We start from the raw sequence: 26,285 nt of genomic DNA on the forward strand, positions 1-26,285 counted from the left end.
AGCGGGGGCCGGGCGACGGGCGGGCCGGGTCCCGGTAGGATCTCTGCCGAACGACGCAGAATGGGTTACGCGAAGGAGACAGGCAGATGTCCGGCCACTCTAAATGGGCTACGACGAAGCACAAGAAGGCCGTGATCGATGCCAAGCGCGGCAAGCTCTTCGCGAAGCTGATCAAGAACATCGAGGTCGCGGCCCGCACCGGGGGCGCCGACATCGACGGCAATCCGACGCTCTTCGACGCCGTGCAGAAGGCCAAGAAGCAGTCGGTGCCCAACAAGAACATCGACTCCGCGCTCAAGCGCGGCGCCGGTCTCGAGGCGGGCGGTGCCGACTACGAGACGATCATGTACGAGGGTTACGGACCGAACGGTGTCGCGGTGCTCATCGAGTGCCTCACCGACAACCGCAACCGTGCCGCCTCCGACGTACGTGTCGCGATGACCCGCAACGGCGGCTCGATGGCCGACCCGGGATCCGTCTCGTACCTGTTCAACCGCAAGGGCGTCGTCGTCCTGCCCAAGGGCGAGCTCTCCGAGGACGACGTCCTGGAGACCGTTCTCGAAGCGGGCGCCGAGGAGGTCAACGACCTCGGTGACTCCTTCGAGATCATCTCCGAGGCCACCGACATGGTCGCGGTCCGCACGGCGCTCCAGGAGGCCGGCATCGACTACGACTCGGCCGAGGCCAACTTCGTCCCGACCATGCAGGTCGAGCTGGACGAAGAGGGCGCGCGGAAGATCTTCAAGCTGATCGACGCGCTGGAGGACAGCGACGACGTCCAGAACGTCTTCGCCAACTTCGACGTCTCCGACGAAGTCATGGAGAAGGTCGACGCCTGACCGGAAATCGCTCCGGTGAAGAAAACCGAATTGGCCCGCCGACGAGACCGTCGGCGGGCCACTTTCGACTCCGGGTCAGCCGTCGATGCTCCGCACCGACCCGTCGTGCCACAGGCTGCCCTTGCCGTCGGGGCCGACGGTGGAAGCGCGCATGTAGGTCGAACTGCCCTGCTGCCACCAGATGTTGATGGTGGACGTGTAGTTACAGGTGTTGTGGAAATAGACGGTGGTCGTGGAGACGCCGTCGGCCCACGACCAGTTGAAGCAGCCGCTGGTGCCCCGGTGCATGGACATCGGCGTCGCCGTCGCGGCCTGGGCGGGCGCGGCTATGGCGACGCTTCCGGCCACGAGCGACGCGGCGACCGCGGCCTTCATGATTTTGCGCATGGTTCCCCGATTCTTTCGAAAAACCCGGCGAACAGATAATTCCGCCGGGAACAGGATGGTCGTTCCTGTCTGTTCCGGGAACCTATCGATGCCGCACAAGGGCGGGCAATGCGGGAATTCCACCTCCTGGAATTCACGATTGACGTATCGGAAATATCTTGATCAACCGGGCGTGCCTTTTGCCGACGCTTTAATTCCGGTGCGCGGCCGCCCGGCAGGGTCGCCGCACCCGCCCGAGTCGCGCCGCGGAGACGGGCGTTGTCAGTGCGGGCCGATAGCCTGCGGGCAGGACGGCTGGAATCAGGGAGGGAGCGCGGTGCGGGTACTGGGCGTGGACCCGGGGTTGACCCGGTGCGGTGTCGGCGTGGTCGAGGGGCTCGCGGGCAGGCCGCTGACGATGCTCGGCGTCGGTGTCGTGCGGACCCCCGCGGATGCCGAGCTCGGCCACCGCCTGGTCGCCATCGAGCGCGGCATCGAGGAGTGGCTCGATGCCCACCGGCCCGAATTCGTCGCCGTGGAGCGGGTGTTCAGCCAGCACAACGTGCGTACGGTGATGGGCACCGCCCAGGCGAGCGCGGTCGCCATGCTGTGCGCCTCCCGGCGCGGCATCCCCGTCGCCCTGCACACCCCCAGCGAGGTCAAGGCCGCCGTCACCGGCAGCGGCCGCGCCGACAAGGCACAGGTCGGTGCCATGGTGACCCGGCTGCTCCGGCTCGACGCCCCGCCCAAACCGGCCGACGCCGCCGACGCGCTGGCCCTCGCCATCTGTCACATCTGGCGCGCCCCCGCCCTCAACAGACTCCAACAGGCCCACGCCCAGCACTCCGTACGGAAGGTCACCCGATGATCGCCTTCGTCAGCGGCCCGGTCGCCGCCCTCGCACCCGACACCGCGGTGGTCGAGGTCGGCGGCATCGGCATGGCCCTCCAGTGCACGCCCAACACGCTGGCCGAACTGCGCATCGGCCAGCACGCCAAACTCGCCACCTCCCTCGTCGTACGGGAGGACTCGCTGACCCTGTACGGCTTCGCCGACGACGACGAGAAGCAGGTCTTCGAACTGCTCCAGACCGCCAACGGCGTCGGCCCCCGGCTCGCCCAGGCCGTCCTCTCCGTGCACACCCCGGACGCGCTGCGCCGTGCCTTCGCCACCGGCGACGAGAAGGCGCTCACCGCGGTGCCCGGCATCGGCAAGAAGGGCGCCCAGAAGCTGCTCATCGAGCTGAAGGACCGGCTCGGCGCGCCCGTCGGCACGGCCCCGGCCGTCGGAGCCCCGGTGACCTCGGGCTGGCGCGACCAACTGCACGCCGCCCTCATCGGGCTCGGCTACGCGACCCGCGAGGCCGACGAGGCGGTCGCCGCGGTGGCGCCGCAGGCCGAGGCCTCGGACAAGCCGAACATCGGCGCCCTGCTCAAGGCCGCTCTGCAGACCCTCAACCGGGCCCGCTGAGCGGGCGGGCCCCGCGGCCGGGACCCGCCCCCGATCCGCCGGAGCCCCCGGGCCCCGGCTCCCGAACCCGCACCACCCACCGCGACCACGATCCGAGGCACACCGCATGAACTGGGAAGACAGCTCCGACACCGCGGATCTGTCGGCGACCGCCGATGGCCCCGGCGACCGCCTGGTCGGGGCCGACGCCGACGGCGAGGACACCGCGGTCGAAGCCGCCCTGCGCCCCAAGGACCTGGAGGAGTTCGTCGGCCAGGAAAAGGTCCGCGAGCAGCTCGACCTGGTCCTGCGCGCGGCCCGCGCCCGCGGCGCCACCGCCGACCACGTCCTGCTCTCCGGCGCCCCCGGCCTCGGCAAGACCACTCTCTCCATGATCATCGCGGCCGAGATGGGCGCCCCGATCCGCATCACCAGCGGTCCGGCCATCCAGCACGCCGGCGATCTCGCCGCGATCCTCTCCTCCCTCCAGGAGGGCGAGGTCCTCTTCCTCGACGAGATCCACCGGATGTCCCGGCCGGCCGAGGAGATGCTCTACATGGCGATGGAGGACTTCCGGGTCGACGTCATCGTCGGCAAGGGCCCCGGCGCCACCGCGATCCCGCTCGAACTGCCGCCCTTCACCCTGGTCGGCGCCACCACGCGGGCCGGCCTGCTGCCGCCCCCGCTGCGCGACCGCTTCGGCTTCACCGGACACATGGAGTTCTACGAGCCCTCCGAGCTGGAGCGCGTCATCCACCGCTCGGCCCGGCTGCTCGACGTGGAGATCGACTCGGCCGGCGCCGCCGAGATCGCGGGCCGCTCGCGCGGCACCCCCCGCATCGCCAACCGGCTGCTGCGCCGCGTCCGTGACTACGCCCAGGTCAAGGCCGACGGCGTCATCACCCCCGAGATCGCCTCGGTCGCCCTCGGGGTGTACGAGGTCGACGCCCGCGGCCTCGACCGCCTCGACCGTGCGGTGCTCCAGGCCCTCCTGAAGCTGTTCGGCGGCGGCCCGGTGGGCCTGTCCACCCTGGCGGTGGCGGTGGGGGAGGAGCGCGAGACCGTCGAGGAAGTGGCCGAGCCCTTCCTGGTCCGCGAGGGCCTGCTCGCCCGTACCCCGCGCGGCCGGGTGGCCACCCCCGCGGCCTGGGCCCACCTCGGTCTCGTACCGCCGCAGCAGGGCGGCGGCCCCGCAGGAAGCGGACAACAGGGGCTCTTCAGGGCGTGACGGCGCGGAGGGTCGCACCCGGAGGAACCCCGGTGGGATGCTGGGCGTTGTTCCATCTGTGCGGACTCGCTTAGACTCCGCCGATGCCGCCCTTCCAGGCCGGCGTACCCACCCCCAGATCAGGCCGCGCTCCGCGTGTGGTCATGCGAAGGAAGTTCCGTCCCGTGAGCCCTATTACCCTCCTCCCCTTGGTTTTGCTTATCGGGGCCATGTTCCTGATGACCCGGTCGACCAAGAAGAAGCAGCAGGCCGCCGCGGCCATGCGTGACGAGATGCAGCCCGGCACCGGTATCCGCACCATCGGGGGTATGTACGCCACCGTCAAGGAGATCGGCGACGAGACGGTCCTCCTGGAGGTGGCGCCCGGCGTGCACGCCGTCTACGCCAAGAACGCCGTCGGCGCGGTCCTGTCCGACGCGGAGTACAACCGCATCGTGCACGGCGACACCGAGGAAGAGCTCCCGGCGGTGCCGGACGACGCGTCGTCGCTGACCGCGGCCACCGAAGCCGCCGAGGCGGACGCCGCGGTCGCGGACGAGGCGAAGATCGACCTGGGCAAGAAGGACGGGGCTGCCGAGGCGAAGAACGCCGACGCGGCAACGCCCGAGGACGGCAAGGACGGCAAGGCCGACGGCGGGGCCGAAGCGAAGTAGTCACGCACCGGGACCGCACGGCGCCCGACCGGCGCGCGCGGTCCCCGGAGCGGGCCGACTTCCGCGGGGGACGTCCCCACACCACTTCGTGGCCGCCTGCGCGCACACCCGGCGCCGGGCGGTTGGACAGGGAGAAACGACAAGGTGGCAGCACCGAACAAGGGCCGAAGGCCGGCGGCGGGGGGTCAGAGCAAGCCGGGCCGCGCCCTGGCCTTCATCCTCATCGCCATGGTCGCGCTCACCGGTGGGATGTTCTGGTCCCACCACACCACTCCGAGGCTGGGCATCGACCTCGCGGGCGGTACGAGCATCACGCTCAAGGCCAAGGCCGAGCCCGGCCAGGAGTCGGCGATCAACAAGACCAACATGGAGACCGCGGTTCAGATCATGAACCGCCGTGTCAACGGTCTTGGCGTCACCGAGGCCGAGGTCCAGACCCAGGGCAACGACAACATCATTGTCAACATCCCCAAGGGTACGGACTCCGAGCAGGCCCGCCAGCAGGTCGGCCAGACCGCGAAGCTCTACTTCCGGCCGGTGCTCACGGCCGCCCAGGGCTCGCCGACGCCCACCCCCAGCGGTTCCCCGAGCCCGTCTGCCACGCCGAGCGCCGGTGGCAAGGGCACGCCCAAGGCCACGCCGAGCGCTTCCGGCAAGGGCACGCCGAGTGCTAAGAGCAGCCCGCAGGGGCGCGCCGTCACCGACGCGCTGAAGGCCTCGCCGACACCGAGCGCGAGCAAGTCCGGCAGCCCCACCCCGGCTCCCTCCTCGTCCGCCGACGCCCAGGCCGCCGCGGCCAAGCTGCAGCAGCAGTTCACCGCGCTCGACTGCGACCCGAAGAAGGGTCAGGCCGCCAAGGCCGGCGAAGGCGCCAAGTCCACCGACCCGACCGTGGCGTGCAGCCAGGACGGGTCGGAGAAGTACATCCTCGGCCCGGCCGAGGTCGACGGCACCGACGTCGCCAAGTCGCAGGCCGTGATCAACCAGAACGGTCAGTGGATCGTTCAGATGGACTTCACCGGCGGCGGCTCGAAGAAGTTCGCGTCGATCACCGGGAAGCTCTCGCAGCAGCAGTACCCGAACAACCGCTTCGCGATCGCCCTGGACAACCAGGTCGTCTCGGCGCCCACCGTGAGCTCCACGCTCAGCGGCTCCGCCGAGATCTCCGGCAGCTTCAACCAGAAGTCCGCCCAGGACCTGGCCAACGTGCTCTCCTACGGTGCGCTGCCCCTCTCCTTCCAGGAGCAGAGCGTCACCACCGTGACCGCGGCCCTCGGCGCCGACCAGCTGCACGCCGGTCTGATCGCCGGCGCCATCGGCCTCGGTCTCGTCATCATCTACCTGGTGGCCTACTACCGCGGCCTCGCCCTGATCGCCATCCTCAGCCTCGTCGTCTCGGCGATCCTGACGTACACGATCATGGCGCTGCTCGGCCCGGGTATCGGCTTCGCGCTGAACCTGCCCGCCGTCTGCGGTGCCATCGTCGCCATCGGCATCACGGCGGACTCGTTCATCGTGTACTTCGAACGCATCCGTGACGAGATCCGCGAGGGCCGCACCCTGCGTCCCGCCGTCGAGCGGGCCTGGCCGCGCGCCCGGCGCACCATCCTCGTCTCCGACTTCGTGTCCTTCCTCGCCGCCGCGGTGCTCTTCATCGTGACCGTCGGCAAGGTCCAGGGCTTCGCGTTCACGCTGGGTCTGACCACCCTGCTCGACGTGGTCGTGGTGTTCCTCTTCACCAAGCCGGTGATGACGCTCCTGGCCCGCCGCCCGTTCTTCGCGAGCGGTCACCCGTGGTCCGGGCTCGACCCGAAGCGGCTCGGCGCCAAGCCCCCGCTGCGCCGCGCCCGCCGCACCACCTCCGCCCCCGTCGACAACCCGAAGGAGGCGTGAGATGTCGAAGCTCGGCACTCTCGGCGCCAGGCTGTACCGCGGTGAGGTCGGTTACGACTTCGTCGGCAAGCGGAAGATCTGGTACGGCATCTCGATCCTGATCACCATCACGGCCATCGTCGGCCTGGCGGTGCGGGGTCTGACGATGGGCATCGAATTCGAGGGCGGCGCGGTCTTCACCACCCCGAAGACCACCGTCTCCGCCTCACAGGCGGAGAGCGCGGCCAAGTCCGCCTCCGGGCACGACGCGATCGTCCAGAAGCTCGGCAACGACACGCTGCGCATCACCATCGGCGGCGTCGACACGGCCAAGGCCGACCAGATCAAGGCCGAGCTCGCCAAGGACCTCAAGCTCCCGGCGAAGGACATCAACGCCGACCTGGTGGGCCCCAGTTGGGGCGAGACGATCGCCAACAAGGCCTGGACGGGCCTGATCGTCTTCATGATCCTGGTGGTGATCTATCTGGCCATCGCCTTCGAGTGGCGGATGGCGCTCGCGGCCCTGGTCGCCCTGATCCACGACCTCACCATCACGGTCGGCATCTACGCCCTGGTCGGCTTCGAAGTCACCCCCGGCACGGTGATCGGTCTGCTCACGATCCTCGGCTATTCCCTCTACGACACCGTCGTCGTCTTCGACGGACTCAAGGAGGGCCAGAAGGGGATCACCAAGCAGACCAGGCTCACCTACAGCGAGATGGCGAACAAGAGCCTCAACGGCACCCTGGTCCGTTCCATCAACACCACGGTCGTGGCGCTGCTCCCGGTGGCCGGCCTGCTGTTCATCGGTGGCGGCGTCCTCGGCGCAGGCATGCTCAACGACATCTCCCTGTCGCTGTTCGTCGGCCTCGCGGCCGGTGCGTACTCCTCGATCTTCATCGCCACTCCGCTGGTCGCCGACCTGAAGGAGACCATGCCGGAGATGAAGGCCCTCAAGAAGCGGGTGCTCGCCAAGCGCGCGGCGGCCGCCGCCAAGGGGGAGACCGAGGAGGAACCGCAGGACGCGGCGCCCTTCGACGACGAGGGCGACGACGACGCACAGACCGCGGGCGCGGTCGTCGGCCAGCGTCGTCAGCCGAGCCGCAACAACCGGGGGAAGCGCCGATGACGAGCGTCTCCACCGAGACCGTGGATCTGCTGCTCAGCCGCATCCGTGACGTGCCGGACTACCCGAAGCCGGGTGTGATGTTCAAGGACATCACACCGCTGCTCGCGGACCCGGAGGCGTTCACGGCCCTCACCGACGCGCTGGCCGCCCTGTGCGTGAAGCACGGCGCGACGAAGATCGTCGGCCTTGAGGCCCGCGGCTTCATCCTGGCGGCCCCCGTCTCGGTCCGCGCCGGGATCGGTTTCATCCCCGTACGCAAGGCGGGCAAGCTCCCCGGAGCCACCCTCAAGCAGGCGTACGAGCTGGAGTACGGCACCGCGGAGATCGAGGTGCACGCCGAGGACCTCAGCGGGGACGACCGCGTCCTGGTGATCGACGACGTGCTCGCCACCGGCGGCACCGCCGAGGCGTCGGTCGAGCTGATCCGCCGGGCCGGAGCGGAGGTCGCCGGGGTCGCCGTCCTGATGGAGCTCGGCTTCCTCAGCGGTCGCCGGCGCCTGGAGGCCGTCCTGGACGGCGCCCCGCTGGACGCCCTGATCACCGTCTGACCGGTCGGTACGACGCCGCCGAGGCGGGCCCGGAGGAATCCGGCGCCCGCCTTCGGTGTTTCGCACGACACCACCGTCACGCCCGGCCGACGGCCCGCGGCGCCCCTGCCACCCGGCCGAGGGAGAGCCGGGGCCCGTGGCTCGATACCATGTACGTCCGGGCCTGACCGGGGACCCGGACCCTCCCCCAGACTCCGTCCCGGGGGACCCCCAGAGGAGCGCTCTTGCCAGACGAGGCCCAGCCACTCTCCGCCGCGGAGCCCGAGAAGAAGGCCGAAGAGCCCGCGGCGGCCCCGGCCACGCCCTCCGAGCCCGCGGCCGAGCCGAAGCCCGCGGCGCCCGAGCGGGCCGGGACTCCGGCCGAGGAGGCCGAGGCCCCGGCCAAGGACCCCGCCGAGGCCCCCGCCAAGGACCCGGCCAAGGACCCCGCCGAGGCCCCGGCTCCCGCGCCCGTCGCGAAGCCCGTGGTGCCGGCCGGTGCGGTGTCCCGTTCCGCCGGCTCGTCCAACCGGGTCCGCGCCCGCCTCGCCCGTCTGGGCGTGCAGCGCTCGTCCGCGTACAACCCGGTGCTCGAACCGCTGCTGCGGATAGTCCGCGGGAACGATCCCAAGATCGAGACCGCCACGCTGCGCCAGGTCGAGAAGGCCTACCAGGTCGCCGAGCGCTGGCACCGGGGCCAGAAGCGCAAGAGCGGCGACCCGTACATCACGCACCCCCTCGCGGTGACGACGATCCTCGCCGAGCTGGGCATGGATCCGGCCACCCTGATGGCGGGCCTGCTGCACGACACCGTCGAGGACACCGAGTACGGCCTGGACACCCTGCGCCGCGACTTCGGCGACCAGGTGGCCCTGCTCGTCGACGGCGTCACCAAGCTCGACCGGGTCCAGTTCGGCGACGCGGCGCAGGCCGAGACCGTGCGCAAGATGGTCGTGGCGATGGCCAAGGACCCCCGCGTCCTGGTCATCAAGCTCGCCGACCGCCTGCACAACATGCGCACCATGCGGTACCTCAAGCGCGAGAAGCAGGAGAAGAAGGCGCGCGAGACGCTGGAGATCTACGCGCCGCTCGCCCACCGCCTGGGCATGAACACCATCAAGTGGGAGCTGGAGGACCTCGCCTTCGCGATCCTCTACCCCAAGATGTACGACGAGATCGTGCGGCTCGTCGCCGAGCGCGCCCCCAAGCGCGACGAGTACCTCGCCATAGTGACCGACGAGGTCCAGTCCGACCTGCGCGCGGCCCGCATCAAGGCGACCGTCACCGGCCGCCCCAAGCACTACTACAGCGTCTACCAGAAGATGATCGTCCGCGGCCGTGACTTCGCGGAGATCTACGACCTGGTGGGCATCCGGGTCCTGGTCGACACCGTCCGCGACTGCTACGCGGCGCTCGGCACGGTCCACGCGCGATGGAATCCGGTCCCCGGCCGGTTCAAGGACTACATCGCGATGCCCAAGTTCAACATGTACCAGTCGCTGCACACGACGGTCATCGGCCCCAACGGCAAGCCGGTCGAGCTCCAGATCCGCACCTTCGACATGCACCGCCGCGCCGAGTACGGCATCGCCGCGCACTGGAAGTACAAGCAGGACCCGTCCGCCGGCGCCTCCAAGGTGCGCACCGACGCACCGAAGAAGACCGGCAAGGACGACCACCTCAACGACATGGCGTGGCTGCGCCAGCTGCTCGACTGGCAGAAGGAGACCGAGGACCCCAGCGAGTTCCTGGAGTCGCTGCGCTTCGACCTCTCCCGCAACGAGGTCTTCGTCTTCACGCCCAAGGGCGACGTCATCGCGCTCCCGGCCGGCTCGACCCCGGTCGACTTCTCCTACGCGGTCCACACCGAGGTCGGCCACCGCACGATAGGCGCACGGGTCAACGGACGGCTCGTGCCGCTCGAATCCACCCTGGACAACGGCGACTTGGTCGAGGTCTTCACCTCCAAGGCGTCCGGTGCCGGGCCCTCCCGGGACTGGCTCGGCTTCGTCAAGTCGCCGCGGGCCCGCAACAAGATCCGTGCCTGGTTCTCCAAGGAGCGCCGCGAAGAGGCCATCGAGCAGGGCAAGGACGCCATCGCGCGTGCCATGCGCAAGCAGAACCTGCCGATCCAGCGGATCCTGACCGGCGACTCGCTGGTCACCCTCGCCCACGAGATGCGCTACCCCGACATCTCCTCGCTGTACGCGGCGATCGGCGAGGGCCACGTCGCGGCCCAGGGCGTCGTGCAGAAGCTGGTGCAGGCGCTGGGCGGCGAGGACGCGGCCAACGAGGACATCGCGGAGTCGGCGCCGCCGTCGCGGGGCCGCAGCAAGCGACGCAAGAACGCGGACCCGGGTGTCGTCGTCAAGGGCGTCGACGACGTGTGGGTCAAGCTCGCGCGCTGCTGTACGCCGGTGCCGGGCGACCCCATCATCGGCTTCGTCACGCGCGGCAGCGGTGTTTCGGTGCACCGGGCGGACTGCGTGAACGTGGACTCGCTGTCCCAGCAGCCCGAGCGGATCCTCGAAGTGGAGTGGGCGCCGACCCAGTCCTCGGTCTTCCTGGTAGCCATCCAGGTCGAGGCGCTCGACCGCTCCCGGCTCCTGTCGGACGTCACGCGGGTCCTGTCCGACCAGCACGTCAACATCCTCTCGGCGGCCGTGCAGACGTCCCGCGACCGGGTGGCCACGTCGCGCTTCACCTTCGAGATGGGCGACCCCAAGCACCTCGGGCACGTCCTCAAGGCGGTGCGGGGGGTCGAGGGTGTGTACGACGTGTACCGGGTGACGTCCGCGCGGCGCCCTTAGGCGGGCGGCATGCGGGGTCCTGGGGGCGCGCGTCCGTCAGCGCAGTTCCCCGCGCCCCTTGACCGCTCGGTGCCTGGCGGCGCAGTCAGCCCGTCCGGCGTTTGAGGACGAGCGCCCAGGGCGCGAACGGGGTCTGGGGCGGAGCCCCAGAGGCTCGAACCTCGGCCCCTTTCCACCCCCGGAGGGTTTCGGGAGGGGGCGGGGTGGGGCGAGTCCCGGGGTCTGGGGCGGAGCCCCAGGGCCCCCGGCTTCCGGCTTTCGGCTGCGGGCCGTGGGTGGCTGGTCGCGCAGTTCCCCGCGCCCCTGTGGGGCACTCGGAGTCGGCCGGTCGCGCTCACCGCGGCGGAGCCGCGCAAGTGTCACAGTCTCGCGCCCCTTGTAGGGGGCCCGGAGTCGGCCGGTCGCGCTCACCGCGGCGGAGCCGCGCAAGTGTCACAGTCTCGCGCCCCCTGTGGGGCACCCGGAGTCGGCCGGTTGTGCTCGCCGTGGGGGAGGCGCGTGAGGGTTTGGGCGCGCGCCTCTCGGGGCTGGGGACGGACCTTCGCCGGGGGAACGTGCGTGAGGCCCCCCGAACCCGAAAGGGCGCGGGGGGCCTCACGCAGGGGCGGGGCGGGGTCAGCCGCCGAACTCCTCCAGGCCCTTGAGGGCCTGGTCGAGGAGGGCCTGGCGGCCTTCCAGTTCGCGGGCCAGCTTGTCCGCCTTGCTGTCGTTGCCGGCCGCACGCGCCGTGTCGATCTGCTTGTGCAGCTTGTCGACGGCGTCCTGGAGCTGCCCCGTGAGGCCGGCCGCACGCGCCCGCGCCTCCGGGTTCGTACGGCGCCACTCGGCCTCCTCGGCCTCCTGGATCGCCCGCTCCACGGCGTGCATCCGGCCCTCGACCTTGGGACGCGCGTCGCGCGGCACGTGGCCGATGGCCTCCCAGCGCTCGTTGACCGAGCGGAACGCGGCGCGGGCCGCCTTCAGGTCGGTCACCGGGAGGATCTTCTCGGCCTCGACGGCCAACTCCTCCTTGAGCTTGAGGTTCTCGGTCTGCTCGGCGTCCCGCTCCGCGAACACCTCGCTGCGCGCCGCGAAGAAGACGTCCTGCGCGCCGCGGAAGCGGTTCCACAGCTCGTCCTCGGCCTCGCGCTGGGCGCGTCCCGCCGCCTTCCAGTCCGCCATCAGGTCGCGGTAGCGCGCGGCCGTCGTGGCCCAGTCCGTCGACGCGGACAGCGCCTCGGCCTCGACGACCAGCTTCTCCTTGACCTTGCGGGCCTCCTCGCGCTGCGCGTCGAGCGACGCGAAGTGCGCCTTGCGCCGCTTGGAGAACGCCGAGCGCGCGTGCGAGAAGCGGTGCCACAGCTCGTCGTCCGACTTGCGGTCGAGGCGCGGCAGCCCCTTCCACGTGTCGACGAGGGCGCGCAGCCGCTCGCCGGCCGAGCGCCACTGCTCGCTCTGCGCGAGCTCCTCGGCCTCGGCGACGAGCGCCTCCTTGGCGTGCTTGGCCTCGTCGGTCTGCTTGGCCTTCTGGACCTTGCGCTCCTCGCGGCGCGACTCGACGGTGGCTACGAGCTTGTCGAGGCGCCCCCGCAACGCGTCGAGGTCACCGACCGCGTGATGCTCGTCCACCTGCGTGCGCAGATGGGCGATGGCGGTCTGCGCGTCCTTCGCCGACAGGTCGGTGGTCCTCACCCGTCGTTCGAGGAGGCCGATCTCGACAACCAGGCCCTCGTACTTGCGCTCGAAGTAGGCCAGAGCCTCCTCCGGAGAGCCCGCCTGCCACGATCCGACGACCACTTCGCCCTCGGCTGTACGCACATACACGGTGCCCGTCTCGTCGACACGGCCCCACGGGTCGCTGCTCACAGCGCCTCCTCCACATGATGCCTGCGCGAGGGGTTCCTCCCCCGGGGCATCGTCCACAGTTTCCCGGCGGGTCCCGCCCGCCCTCCACAGCGCGGTACGAGCCCGCGCTGCACAACGCCAATCTAGGCGACCGGCCGCCCGGCTGTCCGCACTCAGCGCGGCCGAATTCAGCGGTTCACGCTCGGTGCCGGGCGGCCGACCGCGTCACTTTTTGGTGACGGCGGCCTTCTCGATGGTGACGGCCTTCTTCGGCGCCCCGTCGCCCGCGCCACCTTCGACGCCCTCCTTGGCGACGTCCTGCACGACCTTGAGGCCGGCCGCGTCGATCGTTCCGAACGGCGTGTAGGTGGGCGGCAGTTTGCTGTCCTTGTAGACCAGGAAGAACTGGCTGCCGCCGGTGTGGGCCTGGCCGGTATTGGCCATCGCGACGGTGCCCGCCGGGTAGGTCACCGTGCCGTCGGAGCCCGCCTTGCCGAGGCCCGTGAGGTTCTCGTCGGGAATCGTGTAGCCGGGACCGCCCGAGCCGGTGCCCTCGGGGTCGCCGCACTGCAGCACGAAGATGCCCTGCGTGGTCAGACGGTGGCACTTGGTGTTGTTGAAGAAGCCCTTGTCGGCGAGGTACTTGAACGAGTTCACCGTGTGCGGGGTCTTCGCCGCGTCCATCGCGAACGTGATGTCACCGGAGTTCGTCTTCAGGGCCATGTCGTACGTGGCTTTGGTGTCCACGGCCATCTTCGGCTCGGGCGTGGAGCTGGCCGACGGCGACGGGCTGTTCGAGGGGGCCGCGCTGTCCGACTTCTTCTTGCCGTCGCCGGAGAACGCGCCCGTCGCGAAGGCCGCGCCGCCCGCCGCCACGACCACCGCGAGGGCGGCCGCGATGACCGTGTTGCGGCGCCTGGCCTTGCGCCGGGCCGTCTCCCGGCGCTGCTGCTGCCGCTCGAACTTCTCGCGCGCGAGCTGGCGCCGACGCTGTTCGCTGCTGACCACCGGTCGTCTCCTTGTGCGGTCTCGTGGGGTGCGGGTACGTGCGTACGAGCTGACTGTGTCCCGTACCGTATATGGGTTCGCTGTGACCGGAGCAGCGCCGGTAGGCTCTGAGCAGCCGTAATCACCCGCCGCATCACCCGCCGTGCAAGAAATCGAGGACGATCGTGCTGATTGCCGGGTTCCCCGCCGGGGCCTGGGGGACCAACTGCTATCTGGTCGCCCCCGCCGCAGGCGAGGAATGCGTGATCATCGACCCCGGCCACCAGGCCACCCAGGGCGTCGAGGAAACGCTGAAGAAGCATCGGCTCAAGCCCGTCGCCGTCGTCCTCACCCACGGCCACATCGACCACTGCGCCTCGGTCGTCCCGGTCTGCGGAGCCCACGACGTACCCGCATGGATCCACCCCGACGACCGCTACATGATGAGCGACCCGGAGAAGGCCCTCGGCCGTGCCTTCGGCGCGCAGCTCATGGGCGAGCTCACGGTGGGGGAGCCGGACGACGTCAAGGAGCTCACCGACGGCGCCAGGCTGGCGCTCGCCGGGATGGAGCTGACCGTCTCCCATGCGCCCGGCCATACCAAGGGGTCGGTGACGTTCGGGCTGCCCGAGGCGGAGGACATCCCTCCGATCCTGTTCTCGGGCGACCTGCTCTTCGCCGGCTCCGTCGGACGCACCGACCTGCCCGGCGGCAGCCACGCCGAGCTCCTCGAGTCGCTGGGCCGCGTGTGCCTGCCGCTCGACGACTCGACCGTGGTGCTGTCCGGCCACGGCTCCCAGACGACCATCGGCCAGGAGCGCGCCACCAACCCGTATCTGCGGCAGGTGGCCGCCGGCCAGGGAGAGGGCATCGCCTCTCCCCGACGAGGAATGTGACGAGAAGCCTTCCCATGAGCACCTTCCAGGCCCCCAAGGGCACCTACGACCTGCTCCCGCCCGACTCGGCGACGTTCCTCGCGGTGCGCGAGGCGATCGCCGCGCCCCTGCGGAACTCCGGCTACGGCTACATCGAGACGCCCGGCTTCGAGAAGGTCGAACTGTTCGCGCGCGGTGTCGGAGAGTCCACCGACATCGTCACGAAGGAGATGTACGCCTTCGAGACCAAGGGCGGCGACAAGCTCGCGCTGCGCCCCGAGGGCACCGCCTCCGTGCTGCGCGCGGCCCTGGAGGCCAACCTGCACAAGGCGGGCAACCTCCCCGTGAAGCTCTGGTACTCGGGCTCGTACTACCGCTACGAGCGCCCGCAGAAGGGCCGTTACCGGCACTTCTCGCAGGTCGGCGCCGAGGCGATCGGCGCGGAGGACCCGGCGATCGACGCCGAGCTGATCATCCTGGCGAACGACGCGTACCGCTCGCTCGGCCTGCGGAACTTCCGCATCCTGCTCAACTCGCTCGGCGACAAGGAGTGCCGCCCCGTCTACCGGGAGGCCCTCCAGTCGTTCCTGCGCGGTCTCGACCTCGACGCGGAGACGATCCGCCGTGCCGAGATCAACCCGCTGCGGGTCCTCGACGACAAGCGCCCCGACGTGCAGAAGCAGCTGGTCGGCGCGCCGGTGCTGCGCGACTACCTGTGCGACGCGTGCAAGGCGTACCACGAGGAGGTGCGCGCCCTGATCACGGCGGAGGGCGTCGCCTTCGAGGACGACGAGAAGCTGGTGCGCGGCCTCGACTACTACACCCGCACCACGTTCGAGTTCGTCCACGACGGTCTCGGCTCGCAGTCCGCGGTGGGTGGCGGCGGCCGCTACGACGGCCTCTCCGAGATGATCGGCGGCCCCGAGCTGCCGTCGGTGGGCTGGGCGCTCGGCGTGGACCGTACGGTCCTGGCCCTGGAGGCCGAGGGCGTGACCCTCGCCATCCCCTCCACCACCAGCGTGTTCGCGGTCCCGCTCGGCGAAGAGGCGCGGCGCATGCTCTTCACCAAGGTGACGGAACTGCGCCGGGCCGGAATCTCGGCCGACTTCAGCTTCGGCGGCAAGGGCCTGAAGGGCGCGATGAAGAACGCGAACCGCAGCGGGGCCCGCTTCGCCCTGGTCGCCGGCGAACGCGACCTCGCGGAGGGCGTGGTCCAGCTGAAGGACATGGAGTCCGGGGAGCAGGTCCCGGTGGCCCTGGACACGATCGTGGACACGGTCCGGGAGCGCCTGGCCTGACGGCCGGGGGTCGGGTGCGGGTGCCGGTGCGGGTCCGGGTCCGGGTCCGGCTCCGGCCGTGCGTGGCAGCTCGCGCGGTTCGCCGCGCCCCTGGCTCTCCAGGCGAACCCGCGGCCGCCCCGGCGCCCGCGTGCTTGGCGGGGTTGGACAGCGCCTCCTGGCAGGAGCCTCCGCCAGGTTCCGGCGCTCGGCCACCTCATCGCGGCTCTGCTCCAACGCGCCGGTGGGACACGCCCGTTCGCGGCTCCGCCCGACGGCCCGGACCATCCATGCGGCGGCGAGCCGCCGGATCGGCGCCCGTCCGAGCCACGGGCACGACATTCGGAGCCCCGGGCGGTCCTCCTTATGTTCATCGAACGGTGGACAGTGCGCCCCGTGCGGCAGAATGATGCGGCGGCACGCACAGGACGACCACGATGACGGGATGACGGACCGGAGCTATGACCACAACACTTGACGACGTCTCCTCCGACTCCGGCCACCGGGAGGTGAGCAGCGAGGGTGCGATCGGCGGCAGCCGGGCCTTCGCGTGGCTGCTCGTGATCACCGGCGCCGCCGGTGTGCTGGCGGCCTGGGTGATCACGCTCGACAAGTTCAAGCTCCTGGAGAACCCGAACTTCGTGCCGGGGTGCAGCCTCAACCCGGTCGTGTCCTGCGGCAACATCATGAAGAGCCACCAGGCGGCGGCCTTCGGCTTCCCGAACCCGATGCTGGGTCTGGTGACCTACGGCATCGTCGTCTGCGTCGGCATGAGCATCCTGGCCGGCGGCCGTTTCCGCCGCTGGTACTGGCTGACCTTCAACGCGGGCACCCTGTTCGGCGTCTGCTTCGTCAGCTGGCTCCAGTTCCAGTCGCTGTACCGCATCAACTCGCTCTGCCTGTGGTGCTGCCTGGCGTGGGTCGCCACGATCCTGATGTTCTGGTACGTGACGTCGTTCAACCTCCGCAAGGGCCTGCTGCCGGCGCCGCGCTGGGCCAAGAACTTCCTCTCCGAGTTCACCTGGGTGCTGCCCGTGCTGCACATCGGGATCATCGGCATGCTGATCCTGACGCGCTGGTGGGACTTCTGGACCAGCTGACCGGCTGCCCGCCGACCTGCGTCGCCGCAGGCCGGCGGCGTTGTCAGTGGCGTGCCCTAGGCTCGTGGACGTGGAACCCGATCTCTTCACCGCAGCCGCAGAGGACCGCCAAGAGAAAGACCCGGCGGGCAGCCCCCTGGCCGTACGGATGCGCCCGCGCGTCCTGGACGAGGTGGTCGGCCAGCAGCACCTCCTGAAGCAGGGTTCGCCGCTGCGGCGGCTGGTGGGGGAGGGCGCGGGCGGCCCGGCAGGACCGTCCTCGGTGATCCTCTGGGGCCCGCCGGGCACGGGCAAGACGACGCTGGCGTACGTGGTGTCCAAGGCCACGAACAAGCGGTTCGTCGAGCTCTCGGCGATCACTGCCGGGGTCAAGGAGGTCCGCGCGGTCATCGACGGCGCGCGTCGCGCCATCGGAGGCTTCGGCAAGGAGACCGTCCTCTTCCTCGACGAGATCCACCGCTTCTCCAAGGCCCAGCAGGACTCCCTGCTCCCGGCGGTCGAGAACCGCTGGGTCACGCTGATCGCGGCGACGACGGAGAACCCGTACTTCTCGGTGATCTCCCCCCTGCTCTCCCGCTCCCTGCTGCTCACGCTCGAACCGCTCACCGACGACGACCTGCGGGCCCTGATCCAGCGGGCGCTCGTGGAGGAGCGAGGCCTGGGCTCGGCGGTCACCCTTCCCTCGGACGCCGAGGCGCATCTGCTGCGCATCGCGGGCGGCGACGCGCGCCGCGCGCTGACCGCCCTCGAGGCGGCGGCCGGTTCGGCCCTCGCCAAATCGGAGCAGGAGATCACGCTCCAGACGGTCGAGGAGACCGTCGACCGGGCGGCCGTGACGTACGACAAGGGCGGCGACCAGCACTACGACGTGGCGAGCGCGCTGATCAAGTCGATCCGCGGCTCCGACGTCGACGCGGCGCTGCACTACCTGGCCCGCATGATCGAAGCCGGCGAGGACCCGCGCTTCATCGCGCGCCGCCTCATCATCTCCGCGAGCGAGGACATCGGCCTGGCCGATCCGACCGCGCTGCCGACGGCGGTCGCCGCGGCGCAGGCGGTGGCCCTCATTGGGTTCCCCGAGGCCGCCCTGACCCTCAGCCACGCCACGATCGCGCTGGCCCTCGCCCCGAAGTCCAACTCCGCGACGACGGCGATCGCCGCCGCGATGGAGGACGTCCGCAAGGGCCTGGCGGGCCCCGTCCCGCCCCATCTGCGGGACGGTCACTACAAGGGCGCGGCCAAGCTGGGCCATGCCCAGGGCTATGTCTATCCGCACGACGTGCCGGGCGCCATCGCGCCCCAGCAGTACGCCCCGGACGCGGTGGCGGACAGGCGCTACTACGAGCCGACGCGCTACGGGGCGGAGGCGCGGTACGCGGACGTGGTGGAGAAGGTGCGGGAGCGCCTGGGCCGGGCCGGCGAGTAGCCCAGCCCTCATCTAGGCCCAGCCCTCATCTAGGCCCCGCTCTCAGCCGGCCGCCACCTCGAAGAGCCGGTGCAGGGCGCGGCGCAGTGCCGTGATGTCGTGCACCGGCTCGGGGAAGTCGAAGCGCGCGTCGAAGGTGTGACCGTCGACCCGGACGAAGCGCACACGCAGACCGAACCGGTCGAGCGCCAGCGGCGTGACGCGTGCCACGTCCTCGCGCTCCACAAGACCGCACAGCAGCCCCACCCGCTCGCCGTGCGCCGAGGCCAGATGCTGGAGCAGTTCGGTCTCGTGCCGTACCAGCGGATCGGGCTCCGCCGAGGCGAACTCCTCGGCGTCCACGCTGCTCGCGCCCCACAGGTCGTCCACGCAGGCGTCGCCGACTTCCAGGCGCAGCATCATGCGGCCGGGGCCCGCCTGGCCGGGTACCAGGGTCAGCCAGCCGGAGACCCAGGCGCGGCCCCGGATACGGTGGGGGACGGAGACCGGAGCCACGTCCGTGATCTCCAGGACCGCCCGCACCTCGTCGTCCTGCGCGTGCGTGGCGGCCCGTACGGCCGGGGAATCGGCGGGGAGGACGAGGAAGACGTCGCCGTCGGGACCGACGCTGCGGACGTCGGCGGCGAGCTGCTCCGGGCGGGCCGCCGTGAGGCCCGGTACGAGCAGCACCGCCGAGCAGGTACTATGTACGAGAGTTCGTGTGCGCTCGGCTGCTGACGGCATCCGCGCGATTTCAAGTCCGCTGGGACGCGGCTGACCACGATCTGATCGGACCTCCGTCACGTGACCGGCCCCGTGCTTCGACTGCGGGCTGGTGGAGTCGACCCCTCCTTCGGGAGCAGGGTCGCCCTTCTTCGTGTTGTCCGTGATGTGACTGGTGTTCCCCGGACGCGACATGCGATCTCCTTGAGTAAGGTGAGCCTAACCTAACCCAACCATGGAGGTTTGGAGAACGTGCCTAACCAGTCGCGTCCCAAGGTCAAGAAGTCCCGTGCGCTCGGCATCGCGCTGACGCCGAAGGCCGTCAAGTACTTCGAGGCCCGCCCCTACCCGCCGGGCGAGCACGGCCGTGGCCGCAAGCAGAACTCGGACTACAAGGTCCGTCTGCTCGAGAAGCAGCGTCTGCGCGCCCAGTACGACATCAGCGAGCGCCAGATGGCGCGCGCCTACGACCGCGCCAAGAAGGCCGAAGGCAAGACGGGCGAGGCGCTGGTCGTCGAGCTCGAGCGCCGCCTCGACGCGCTGGTCCTGCGTTCGGGCATCGCCCGCACCATCTACCAGGCCCGCCAGATGGTCGTGCACGGTCACATCCAGGTCAACGGTGGCAAGGTCGACAAGCCGTCGTTCCGCGTCCGTCCCGACGACGTCGTGACGGTCCGCGAGCGCAGCCGCGAGAAGGTCCCCTTCCAGGTCGCCCGCGAGGGTGGCTACGCCGGCGAGGGCGAGACCCCGCGCTACCTCCAGGTGAACCTGAAGGCCCTGGCCTTCCGCCTGGACCGCGACCCGAACCGCAAGGAAATCCCGGTCATCTGCGACGAGCAGCTCGTCGTCGAGTACTACGCCCGCTGATCACGGCGTAATACCGGAGCCTCAGCGCTTCAGCCCGCCGTCCCCCCGCTCCACACGGAGCGGGAGGCGGCGGGCTTCCGCATGTCCGGCCCCGTCGTGCGGCTGCGTCCCGTCGTGCGGCTGCGCCTCCTGGTGCGGCGCCAACTCCCGTGCCCCGTCGGCCTCCTGGCCGCTCCCCAGCGCACGCGCCACCGCCGTCCCCGCCTCGATCCGCGAGCCCCGGCGCCGGTGCTCCTCGTACGCCCGGTCGCCCAGGCGCTCCCTCGTACGCTCCTCGCACAGCACGTGCGCGGCGTAGAAGTAGGCCGAGCCGAACAGGGGCAGGCCCACCGACGGCCAGATCCGCTCGGCCGCGCCCTGGAGCACGGCCGCCTCCACCGGATCCCCGGTGTCCACGGCGACGAGCGCCAGCATCTCCAGGGTGAGCACCGTGCCCACCAGGTCGTGGAAGGCATGGCTCACGGAGAGGGTCTCCCGCAGCAGCCGGCGCGCCCCGTCCGGGTCGCCGCCCACCCAGGCCGCGTAGCCGAGGACGTACTGCGCATAGGCGCGGGTCCAGCGCTCCCCGTGGTCGTCGCACACCTCCACGACCTGCTCGCACACCGCCACCGCCTCGTCGAGCCGGCCCCGGAACCCCACCGCCATCGCCATCTCGACCTGGCCCATCAGCACATTGCTGTTGAGCTCCCCGACCTCCTCGTACCCGGCGAGCGCGGCACGCAGCAGCTCCTCGGCGCGCGGCATGTCGTCGGTGACCAGGGCCAGACACCCCGAGCGGTGCACGGCGTACGCCGCCGCCACCACGTCGCCGCGCAGCTCGGCCTCCTCGCGGCACTCCTGCAACGCGGCGATCGCCGCCACCGCGTCGCCCTGGAGCACCGCCACATAGCCGAGCACCCACAAGGCCTTCAGGCGCGAACTGTCGTGCTCGCTCTCGGCGTCCAGGACCTGCGTCAGCCAGTGCCGTCCCTCCGCCAGCCGCCCGCAGCCGACCCAGCAGAACCACAGCGTGCCCGCCAGATACTGGGCCAGGTGCGTGTCCTCGGGCGAGGTCAGCGAGAACTCCATCGCGGCCCGCAGATTGGGCAGTTCGCCCTCCACCCGGGTCGCGACCTCGGTCTGGCGGGGACTGAACCAGTCCAGCTCGCACCAGGTGGCGAGCCCCAGGTACCAGTCGCGATGACGTCGGTGGAGACGCTCGGCGTCCCCCGTCTCGGCAAGCCACTCGGCGCCGTACTCGCGGACCGTGTCCAGCAGGCGGTAGCGCACGCCGCCCGCGCCGTCCTCACGCACCACGAGCGACTGGTCGATCAGCTCGCCGAGCACGTCGAGCACCTCCTCCTGCGGAAGATCGGCGCCCACGCAGATGTACTCGACGGCCTCCAGATCGAAGGTGCCCGCGAACACCGAGAGCCGCGCCCACAGCAGTCGCTGCGCCGCCGTGCACAGCTCATGGCTCCAGCCGATGGTCGTCCGCAGCGTCCGGTGGCGGGGGAGCGCGCCCCGCCCGCCGCCCGTGAGCAGCCGGAACCGGTCGTCGAGACGGCGAAGGAGCTGCTCCACCGAGAGCGCGCCGAGCCGGCCCGCCGCCAGTTCGAGGGCGAGCGGGATCCCGTCGAGCCGGCGGCACAGCTCGGCGGCCGCCGTCTCGTGACCCTCGGCCGGCCGCTCGCCGGCCCGCGCGGCCGCCGCGCGCTCGGCGAAAAGCGCCAGCGCGTCCGCGTCGTCCAGCGGGGCCAGCGTGAACACCTGCTCGCCGTCGATCCGCAGCGGCAGCCGCCCCGCGGCGAGCACCCGCAAACCCGGGCAGCCGCGCATGAGTTCCCGCACGAGCTCGGCGCAGGCGTCCACCAACTGCTCGAACCCGTCGACCACCAGCAGGAGTTCGCGCTCCGCGAGATGGTCGAGCAGCAGATGGCGCGGAGCTCGCGCCGTGCGGTCGGCGAGACCGAGGGCCTCGACGACGGCATGGTCGAGCAGCCCGGGATCGTTGAGACAGGACAGCTCGACCAGCCGGACGCCGTCGCAGTACCGTTCCTGCTCGGCCGCGGTGGCCGCCGCCCGCAGCGCGAGCCGGGTCTTGCCGACGCCGCCGACGCCGGTCACCGTCACCATGCGCGCATCGCGGAGCAGACGGTCGAGACGGGCCAGGTCTCGGTCTCGCCCGACGAAGCGGTTCAACTCTGCGGGCAGATGGGAGCGCATGGAACACGCAGCGTACTCAAGGGTATGCACTGCGTACAATCGGCTTGGGCAACTCCGCTTGTGGCGGGCCGGGATGCGGTAGGGGAAGCGATCCTCGGCGCGATAGGCTCACAGGGCTGTATTTTTCGAGGTTTTCGAGTTCCGACAGGTTGCGGGGAGCGGTGCAAGTGTCCGGTGGTGAGGTGGCCGGGATCCTGGTGGCCGTCTTCTGGGCGATCCTGGTGTCCTTCCTCGCGGTCGTTCTCGTGAGGCTGGCCCAGACGCTGAAGGCGACGACCCGCCTGGTCGCGGACGTGACCGACCAGGCGATCCCCCTGCTCGCGGACGCCTCCACCGCGGTGCGCTCCGCCCAGACCCAGCTGGCCCGGGTCGACGCCATCGCCTCGGACGTCCAAGAGGTCACCTCCAACGCGTCCGCGCTGTCCACCACCGTCGCCTCCACCTTCGGGGGGCCGCTGGTGAAGGTGGCCGCCTTCGGATACGGAGTGCGCCGCGCGCTCGGCCGCAAGGGCGCCGAACCCGCCGACCCGCAGGCTCGGCAGGGCCGGCGAACCGTGATCGTCGGGCGGACCGTGCCGTCCGCACGGCGCTCCAAGCGAAAGGGCTGACGCTTCGATGTTCCGCCGTACGTTCTGGTTCACCGCGGGCGCGGCCGCCGGAGTCTGGGCCACCACCAAGGTCAACCGGAAGCTGAAACAACTGACGCCCGAGAGCCTGGCCGCGCGCACCGCCGACAAGGCGGTCGAGGCCGGCCACCGGCTCAAGGACTTCGCCCTCGACATCAAGTCCGGCATGGCGCAGCGCGAGGCCGAACTCAACGACGTCCTGGGCATCGGCGAGAGCGAGGTGCGCGAACTCCCCGCGCAGCGCCGCCTCGTCGCGATCGAAACCGCGCAAGAGCGGTACAGCAAGCAGCAGTACCCCAAGCATTCGTACAACCGGAATGAGGACCACTGATGGAGTCGGCCGAGATTCGCCGCCGCTGGCTGAGCTTCTTCGAGGAGCGCGGGCACACCGTCGTCCCTTCGGCGTCGCTCATCGCGGACGACCCGACTCTGCTGCTCGTCAACGCGGGCATGGTCCCCTTCAAGCCGTACTTCCTCGGTGAGACCAAGCCGCCCGCCCCGCGCGCCACCAGCGTGCAGAAGTGCGTGCGCACGCCGGACATCGAAGAGGTCGGCAAGACCACCCGGCACGGCACGTTCTTCCAGATGTGCGGCAACTTCTCCTTCGGGGACTACTTCAAGGAAGGCGCCATCAAGTACGCCTGGGAGCTGCTCACCGGCTCCGTGGCGGACGGCGGCTACGGCCTGGAGGCCGAGAAGCTCTGGATCACCGTCTACCTCGACGACGACGAGGCCGAGACGATCTGGCGCGACGTGATCGGCGTGCCCGCCGAGCGCATCCAGCGCCTGGGCAAGAAGGACAACTTCTGGTCCATGGGCGTGCCCGGACCGTGCGGGCCCTGCTCCGAGATCAACTACGACCGCGGCCCCGAATTCGGCGTCGAGGGCGGCCCGGCCGTCAACGACGAGCGGTACGTGGAGATCTGGAACCTGGTCTTCATGCAGTACGAGCGCGGCGCCGGCGAGAACAAGGAGGACTTCCCGATCCTCGGGGACCTGCCCTCCAAGAACATCGACACCGGCCTGGGTCTCGAACGCCTCGCGATGATCCTGCAGGGCGTGCAGAACATGTACGAGACCGACACCCTGCGCGTCGTCATGGACAAGGCCACCGAGCTGACCGGCGTGCGCTACGGCGACCAGCACACGTCCGACGTCTCGATGCGTGTGGTCGCCGACCACATCCGCACGTCCGTGATGCTCATCGGCGACGGTGTGACGCCGGGCAACGAGGGCCGCGGCTATGTGCTGCGCCGCATCATGCGCCGCGCCATCCGCAACATGCGCCTCATGGGCGCCACCGGTCCGGTCGTGCGGGACCTGATCGACGTCGTGATCAAGACGATGGGCCAGCAGTACCCCGAGCTCGTCACCGACCGCAAGCGCATCGAGACGGTCGCCCTCGCCGAAGAGGCCGCCTTCCTCAAGGCACTGCGCGGCGGCACCAACATCCTGGACACCGCCATCACCGAGACCAAGGCCACCGGTGGCACGGTCCTGGCCGGCGACAAGGCGTTCCTGCTCCACGACACCTGGGGCTTCCCCATCGACCTCACCCTGGAAATGGCCGCCGAACAGGGCCTCTCCGTGGACGAGGACGGCTTCCGCCGCCTGATGAAGCAGCAGCGCGACCAGGCGAAGGCGGATGCCCGCGCCAAGAAGACCGGTCACGCCGACCTGTCCGCCTACCGCGAGGTGGCCGACGCCTCCGGCGCCACCGACTTCACCGGATACACCTCCACCGAGAACGAGTCGACCATCGTCGGCCTGCTCGTCGACGGTGTGCCCTCGCCCGCCGCGACCGAGGGCGACGAGGTCGAGGTCGTCCTCGACCGCAGCCCGTTCTACGCCGAGGGCGGCGGCCAGCTCGCCGACCAGGGCCGCATCAAACTCGACAGCGGCGCGGTCATCGAGGTCCGCGACGTGCAGAAGCCGGTTCCCGGCGTCCACGTGCACAAGGGTGTCGTCCAGGTCGGCGAGGTGACCGTCGGCGCGTCCGCGTACGCCGCCATCGACACCAGGCGTCGCCGCGCGATCGCCCGTGCCCACTCCGCGACGCACCTCACGCACCAGGCGCTGCGCGACGCGCTCGGCCCGACGGCGGCCCAGGCCGGCTCCGAGAACTCGCCGGGCCGCTTCCGCTTCGACTTCGGTTCGCCCGCCGCCGTTCCCGGCACGGTCCTCACTGACGTCGAGCAGAAGATCAACGAGGTCCTCGCCCGCGAGCTCGACGTGCAGGCCGAGGTCATGTCGATCGACGAGGCCAAGAAGCAGGGCGCCATCGCCGAGTTCGGCGAGAAGTACGGCGAGCGGGTCCGCGTCGTCACCATCGGCGACTTCTCCAAGGAGCTGTGCGGCGGCACCCACGTCCACAACACCGCCCAGCTCGGCCTGGTCAAGCTGCTCGGCGAGTCGTCCATCGGCTCCGGTGTGCGCCGCATCGAAGCCCTGGTCGGCGTCGACGCGTACAACTTCCTGGCGCGCGAGCACACGGTCGTCGCCCAGCTCCAGGAGCTGGTCAAGGGCCGTTCCGAAGAGCTGCCGGAGAAGATCTCGACCATGCTCGGCAAGCTGAAGGACGCCGAGAAGGAGATCGAGAAGTTCCGCGCGGAGAAGGTGCTCCAGGCCGCGGCCGGTCTCGTCGACTCCGCGAAGGACGTCCGCGGCACCGCTCTCGTCACCGGCCAGGTCCCCGACGGCACCTCCGCGGACGACCTGCGCAAGTTGGTCCTCGACGTGCGCGGCCGCATCCAGGGCGACCGCCCGGCGGTGGTCGCGCTGTTCACCACGGCCAACGGCCGCCCGGTCACCGTCATCGCCACCAACGAGGCCGCCCGCGAGCGCGGTCTCAAGGCCGGCGAGCTGGTCCGCACCGCCGCGAAGACCCTCGGCGGCGGGGGCGGCGGCAAGCCGGACGTCGCCCAGGGCGGCGGCCAGAACCCGGGCGCGATCGGCGACGCCATCGACGCCGTCGAGCGCCAGGTCGCCGAGTCCGCGTGATGCGCCGAGGACGCCGACTCGCGATCGATGTCGGAGACGCCCGGATCGGGGTCGCCTCGTGCGACCCCGACGGGGTGCTCGCCACGCCGGTGGAGACCGTGCCGGGACGCGACGTCCCGGCCGCCCACCGGCGGTTGCGGCAGCTGGTCGCGGAGTACGAACCGATCGAGGTGATCGTCGGACTGCCCCGTTCCCTCAACGGGGGAGAGGGCCCGGCCGCCGCCAAAGTCCGGCGCTTCGCCCAGGAGTTGGCGCGCGGCATCGCCCCGCTCGGGGTCCGGCTCGTCGACGAGCGCATGACCACGGTCACCGCGACGCAGGGGCTGCGGGCCTCGGGCGTGAAGGCGAAGAAGGGCAGATCGGTCATCGACCAGGCCGCCGCGGTGATCATCCTCCAGAACGCCCTTGAGGCCGAACGGGTGTCAGACACGCCTCCGGGCGAAGGCGTCGAAGTGGTTATCTGATCGCGATACGGTAACGTTCCGGCCGATGCGGAGGCATTCGAACAGTCGCCGCACAGCAA

Annotated in this window: 23 protein-coding genes; 18 read left to right on the forward strand and 5 right to left on the reverse strand. The window is 70.6% G+C overall.

From position 1 onward, the window contains the following. The first annotated feature begins 86 nt into the window (after positions 1–86). Entirely contained in the window at positions 87–839 is a 753-nt protein-coding gene (locus OG432_RS29185) for a YebC/PmpR family DNA-binding transcriptional regulator (RefSeq protein WP_328313930.1), read from the forward strand. A 75-nt stretch (positions 840–914) separates the two neighbouring features. Here OG432_RS29185 and OG432_RS29190 read toward each other — a convergent pair whose 3' ends face one another. Then, the gene (locus OG432_RS29190; RefSeq protein ID WP_328313931.1) at positions 915–1,226 is read right to left on the reverse strand and encodes a hypothetical protein; all 312 of its coding nucleotides are present in this window, start codon (positions 1,224–1,226) and stop codon (positions 915–917) included. 316 nt (positions 1,227–1,542) lie between these two features. On the opposite strand from OG432_RS29190, the gene ruvC reads away from it, so the two are divergent. From ruvC to OG432_RS29230, 8 genes are all read left to right on the forward strand, one after another. Continuing rightward, positions 1,543–2,073, forward strand: a complete 531-nt coding sequence (gene ruvC, locus OG432_RS29195) for a crossover junction endodeoxyribonuclease RuvC (RefSeq protein ID WP_120725158.1) — start codon at positions 1,543–1,545, stop codon at positions 2,071–2,073. Beyond that, entirely contained in the window at positions 2,070–2,675 is a 606-nt protein-coding gene (gene ruvA / locus OG432_RS29200; protein ID WP_328313932.1) for a Holliday junction branch migration protein RuvA, read from the forward strand. The genes ruvC and ruvA overlap by 4 nt, the downstream gene beginning before the upstream one ends. A 106-nt stretch (positions 2,676–2,781) precedes the next feature. After that, entirely contained in the window at positions 2,782–3,882 is a 1,101-nt protein-coding gene (ruvB, locus tag OG432_RS29205) for a Holliday junction branch migration DNA helicase RuvB (protein WP_328313933.1), read from the forward strand. Between the two features lie 164 nt (positions 3,883–4,046). Next, positions 4,047–4,535 (forward strand): preprotein translocase subunit YajC, encoded by a 489-nt coding sequence (gene yajC, locus OG432_RS29210; protein ID WP_328313934.1) that lies wholly within the window; start codon positions 4,047–4,049, stop codon positions 4,533–4,535. Positions 4,536–4,679: 144 nt separating this feature from the next. Beyond that, entirely contained in the window at positions 4,680–6,428 is a 1,749-nt protein-coding gene (secD, locus tag OG432_RS29215; protein ID WP_328313935.1) for a protein translocase subunit SecD, read from the forward strand. A gap of 1 nt (position 6,429) precedes the next feature. Further along, a complete protein-coding gene (gene secF, locus OG432_RS29220; RefSeq protein ID WP_328313936.1) occupies positions 6,430–7,536 on the forward strand; it encodes a protein translocase subunit SecF in 1,107 nt (368 codons plus the stop codon). Beyond that, positions 7,533–8,084, forward strand: a complete 552-nt coding sequence (locus tag OG432_RS29225) for an adenine phosphoribosyltransferase (protein WP_328313937.1) — start codon at positions 7,533–7,535, stop codon at positions 8,082–8,084. Before secF ends, OG432_RS29225 begins: the two co-directional genes overlap by 4 nt. A 224-nt stretch (positions 8,085–8,308) precedes the next feature. Further along, positions 8,309–10,873, forward strand: a complete 2,565-nt coding sequence (locus tag OG432_RS29230; protein ID WP_328313938.1) for a RelA/SpoT family protein — start codon at positions 8,309–8,311, stop codon at positions 10,871–10,873. A gap of 615 nt (positions 10,874–11,488) precedes the next feature. Here the strand turns inward: OG432_RS29230 and OG432_RS29235 are convergent. Beyond that, positions 11,489–12,718, reverse strand: a complete 1,230-nt coding sequence (locus OG432_RS29235; RefSeq protein ID WP_328313939.1) for a DUF349 domain-containing protein — start codon at positions 12,716–12,718, stop codon at positions 11,489–11,491. Positions 12,719–12,922: 204 nt separating this feature from the next. Continuing rightward, positions 12,923–13,705, reverse strand: coding sequence for a peptidylprolyl isomerase (locus tag OG432_RS29240; protein WP_328313940.1), 783 nt, complete (start codon positions 13,703–13,705; stop codon positions 12,923–12,925). A 164-nt stretch (positions 13,706–13,869) separates the two neighbouring features. Between OG432_RS29240 and OG432_RS29245 the strand changes: the two genes are divergently transcribed. The 4 genes from OG432_RS29245 (at position 13,870) to OG432_RS29260 (ending at position 18,362) form a co-directional block, all read left to right on the forward strand. Further along, positions 13,870–14,580, forward strand: a complete 711-nt coding sequence (locus tag OG432_RS29245; RefSeq protein WP_328313941.1) for an MBL fold metallo-hydrolase — start codon at positions 13,870–13,872, stop codon at positions 14,578–14,580. Positions 14,581–14,594: 14 nt separating this feature from the next. Continuing rightward, complete coding sequence (gene hisS / locus OG432_RS29250; RefSeq protein WP_328313942.1) at positions 14,595–15,857, forward strand: histidine--tRNA ligase; 1,263 nt, start codon at positions 14,595–14,597, stop codon at positions 15,855–15,857. A gap of 440 nt (positions 15,858–16,297) precedes the next feature. After that, complete coding sequence (locus OG432_RS29255) at positions 16,298–16,936, forward strand: vitamin K epoxide reductase family protein (RefSeq protein WP_328313943.1); 639 nt, start codon at positions 16,298–16,300, stop codon at positions 16,934–16,936. Between the two features lie 70 nt (positions 16,937–17,006). Then, positions 17,007–18,362, forward strand: coding sequence for a replication-associated recombination protein A (locus OG432_RS29260; RefSeq protein WP_328313944.1), 1,356 nt, complete (start codon positions 17,007–17,009; stop codon positions 18,360–18,362). A 42-nt stretch (positions 18,363–18,404) separates the two neighbouring features. Here OG432_RS29260 and OG432_RS29265 read toward each other — a convergent pair whose 3' ends face one another. Beyond that, positions 18,405–19,085 (reverse strand): DUF2470 domain-containing protein, encoded by a 681-nt coding sequence (locus OG432_RS29265; RefSeq protein ID WP_328313945.1) that lies wholly within the window; start codon positions 19,083–19,085, stop codon positions 18,405–18,407. Positions 19,086–19,316: 231 nt separating this feature from the next. Here OG432_RS29265 and rpsD point away from each other — a divergent pair, with 231 nt between their 5' ends. Next, the gene (gene rpsD / locus OG432_RS29270) at positions 19,317–19,931 is read left to right on the forward strand and encodes a 30S ribosomal protein S4 (protein WP_053723667.1); all 615 of its coding nucleotides are present in this window, start codon (positions 19,317–19,319) and stop codon (positions 19,929–19,931) included. 21 nt (positions 19,932–19,952) lie between these two features. Here the strand turns inward: rpsD and OG432_RS29275 are convergent, their stop codons facing one another. Further along, positions 19,953–22,136: an ATP-binding protein gene (locus tag OG432_RS29275; RefSeq protein WP_328313946.1), complete on the reverse strand. Its 2,184-nt coding sequence runs from the start codon at positions 22,134–22,136 to the stop codon at positions 19,953–19,955. A gap of 167 nt (positions 22,137–22,303) precedes the next feature. Here OG432_RS29275 and OG432_RS29280 point away from each other — a divergent pair, with 167 nt between their 5' ends. The 4 genes from OG432_RS29280 to ruvX are packed head-to-tail and all read left to right on the forward strand — an operon-like array spanning position 22,304 to position 26,226. Further along, positions 22,304–22,744 carry a DUF948 domain-containing protein gene (locus OG432_RS29280; RefSeq protein WP_328313947.1) on the forward strand — a complete coding sequence of 147 codons (441 nt, stop codon included), beginning with the start codon at positions 22,304–22,306 and terminating at the stop codon, positions 22,742–22,744. A gap of 7 nt (positions 22,745–22,751) precedes the next feature. Beyond that, on the forward strand, positions 22,752–23,093 hold the full coding sequence (locus OG432_RS29285; protein WP_328313948.1) for a DUF6167 family protein: 342 nt from the start codon (positions 22,752–22,754) through the stop codon (positions 23,091–23,093). Continuing rightward, positions 23,093–25,762, forward strand: a complete 2,670-nt coding sequence (alaS, locus tag OG432_RS29290; RefSeq protein ID WP_328313949.1) for an alanine--tRNA ligase — start codon at positions 23,093–23,095, stop codon at positions 25,760–25,762. Before OG432_RS29285 ends, alaS begins: the two co-directional genes overlap by 1 nt. Next, positions 25,762–26,226: a Holliday junction resolvase RuvX gene (ruvX, locus tag OG432_RS29295; RefSeq protein WP_328315293.1), complete on the forward strand. Its 465-nt coding sequence runs from the start codon at positions 25,762–25,764 to the stop codon at positions 26,224–26,226. The genes alaS and ruvX overlap by 1 nt, the downstream gene beginning before the upstream one ends. Positions 26,227–26,285: the final 59 nt, after the last annotated feature.

Source organism: Streptomyces sp. NBC_00442 (genome assembly GCF_036014195.1).
In the GTDB taxonomy this organism is placed as follows: domain Bacteria; phylum Actinomycetota; class Actinomycetes; order Streptomycetales; family Streptomycetaceae; genus Streptomyces.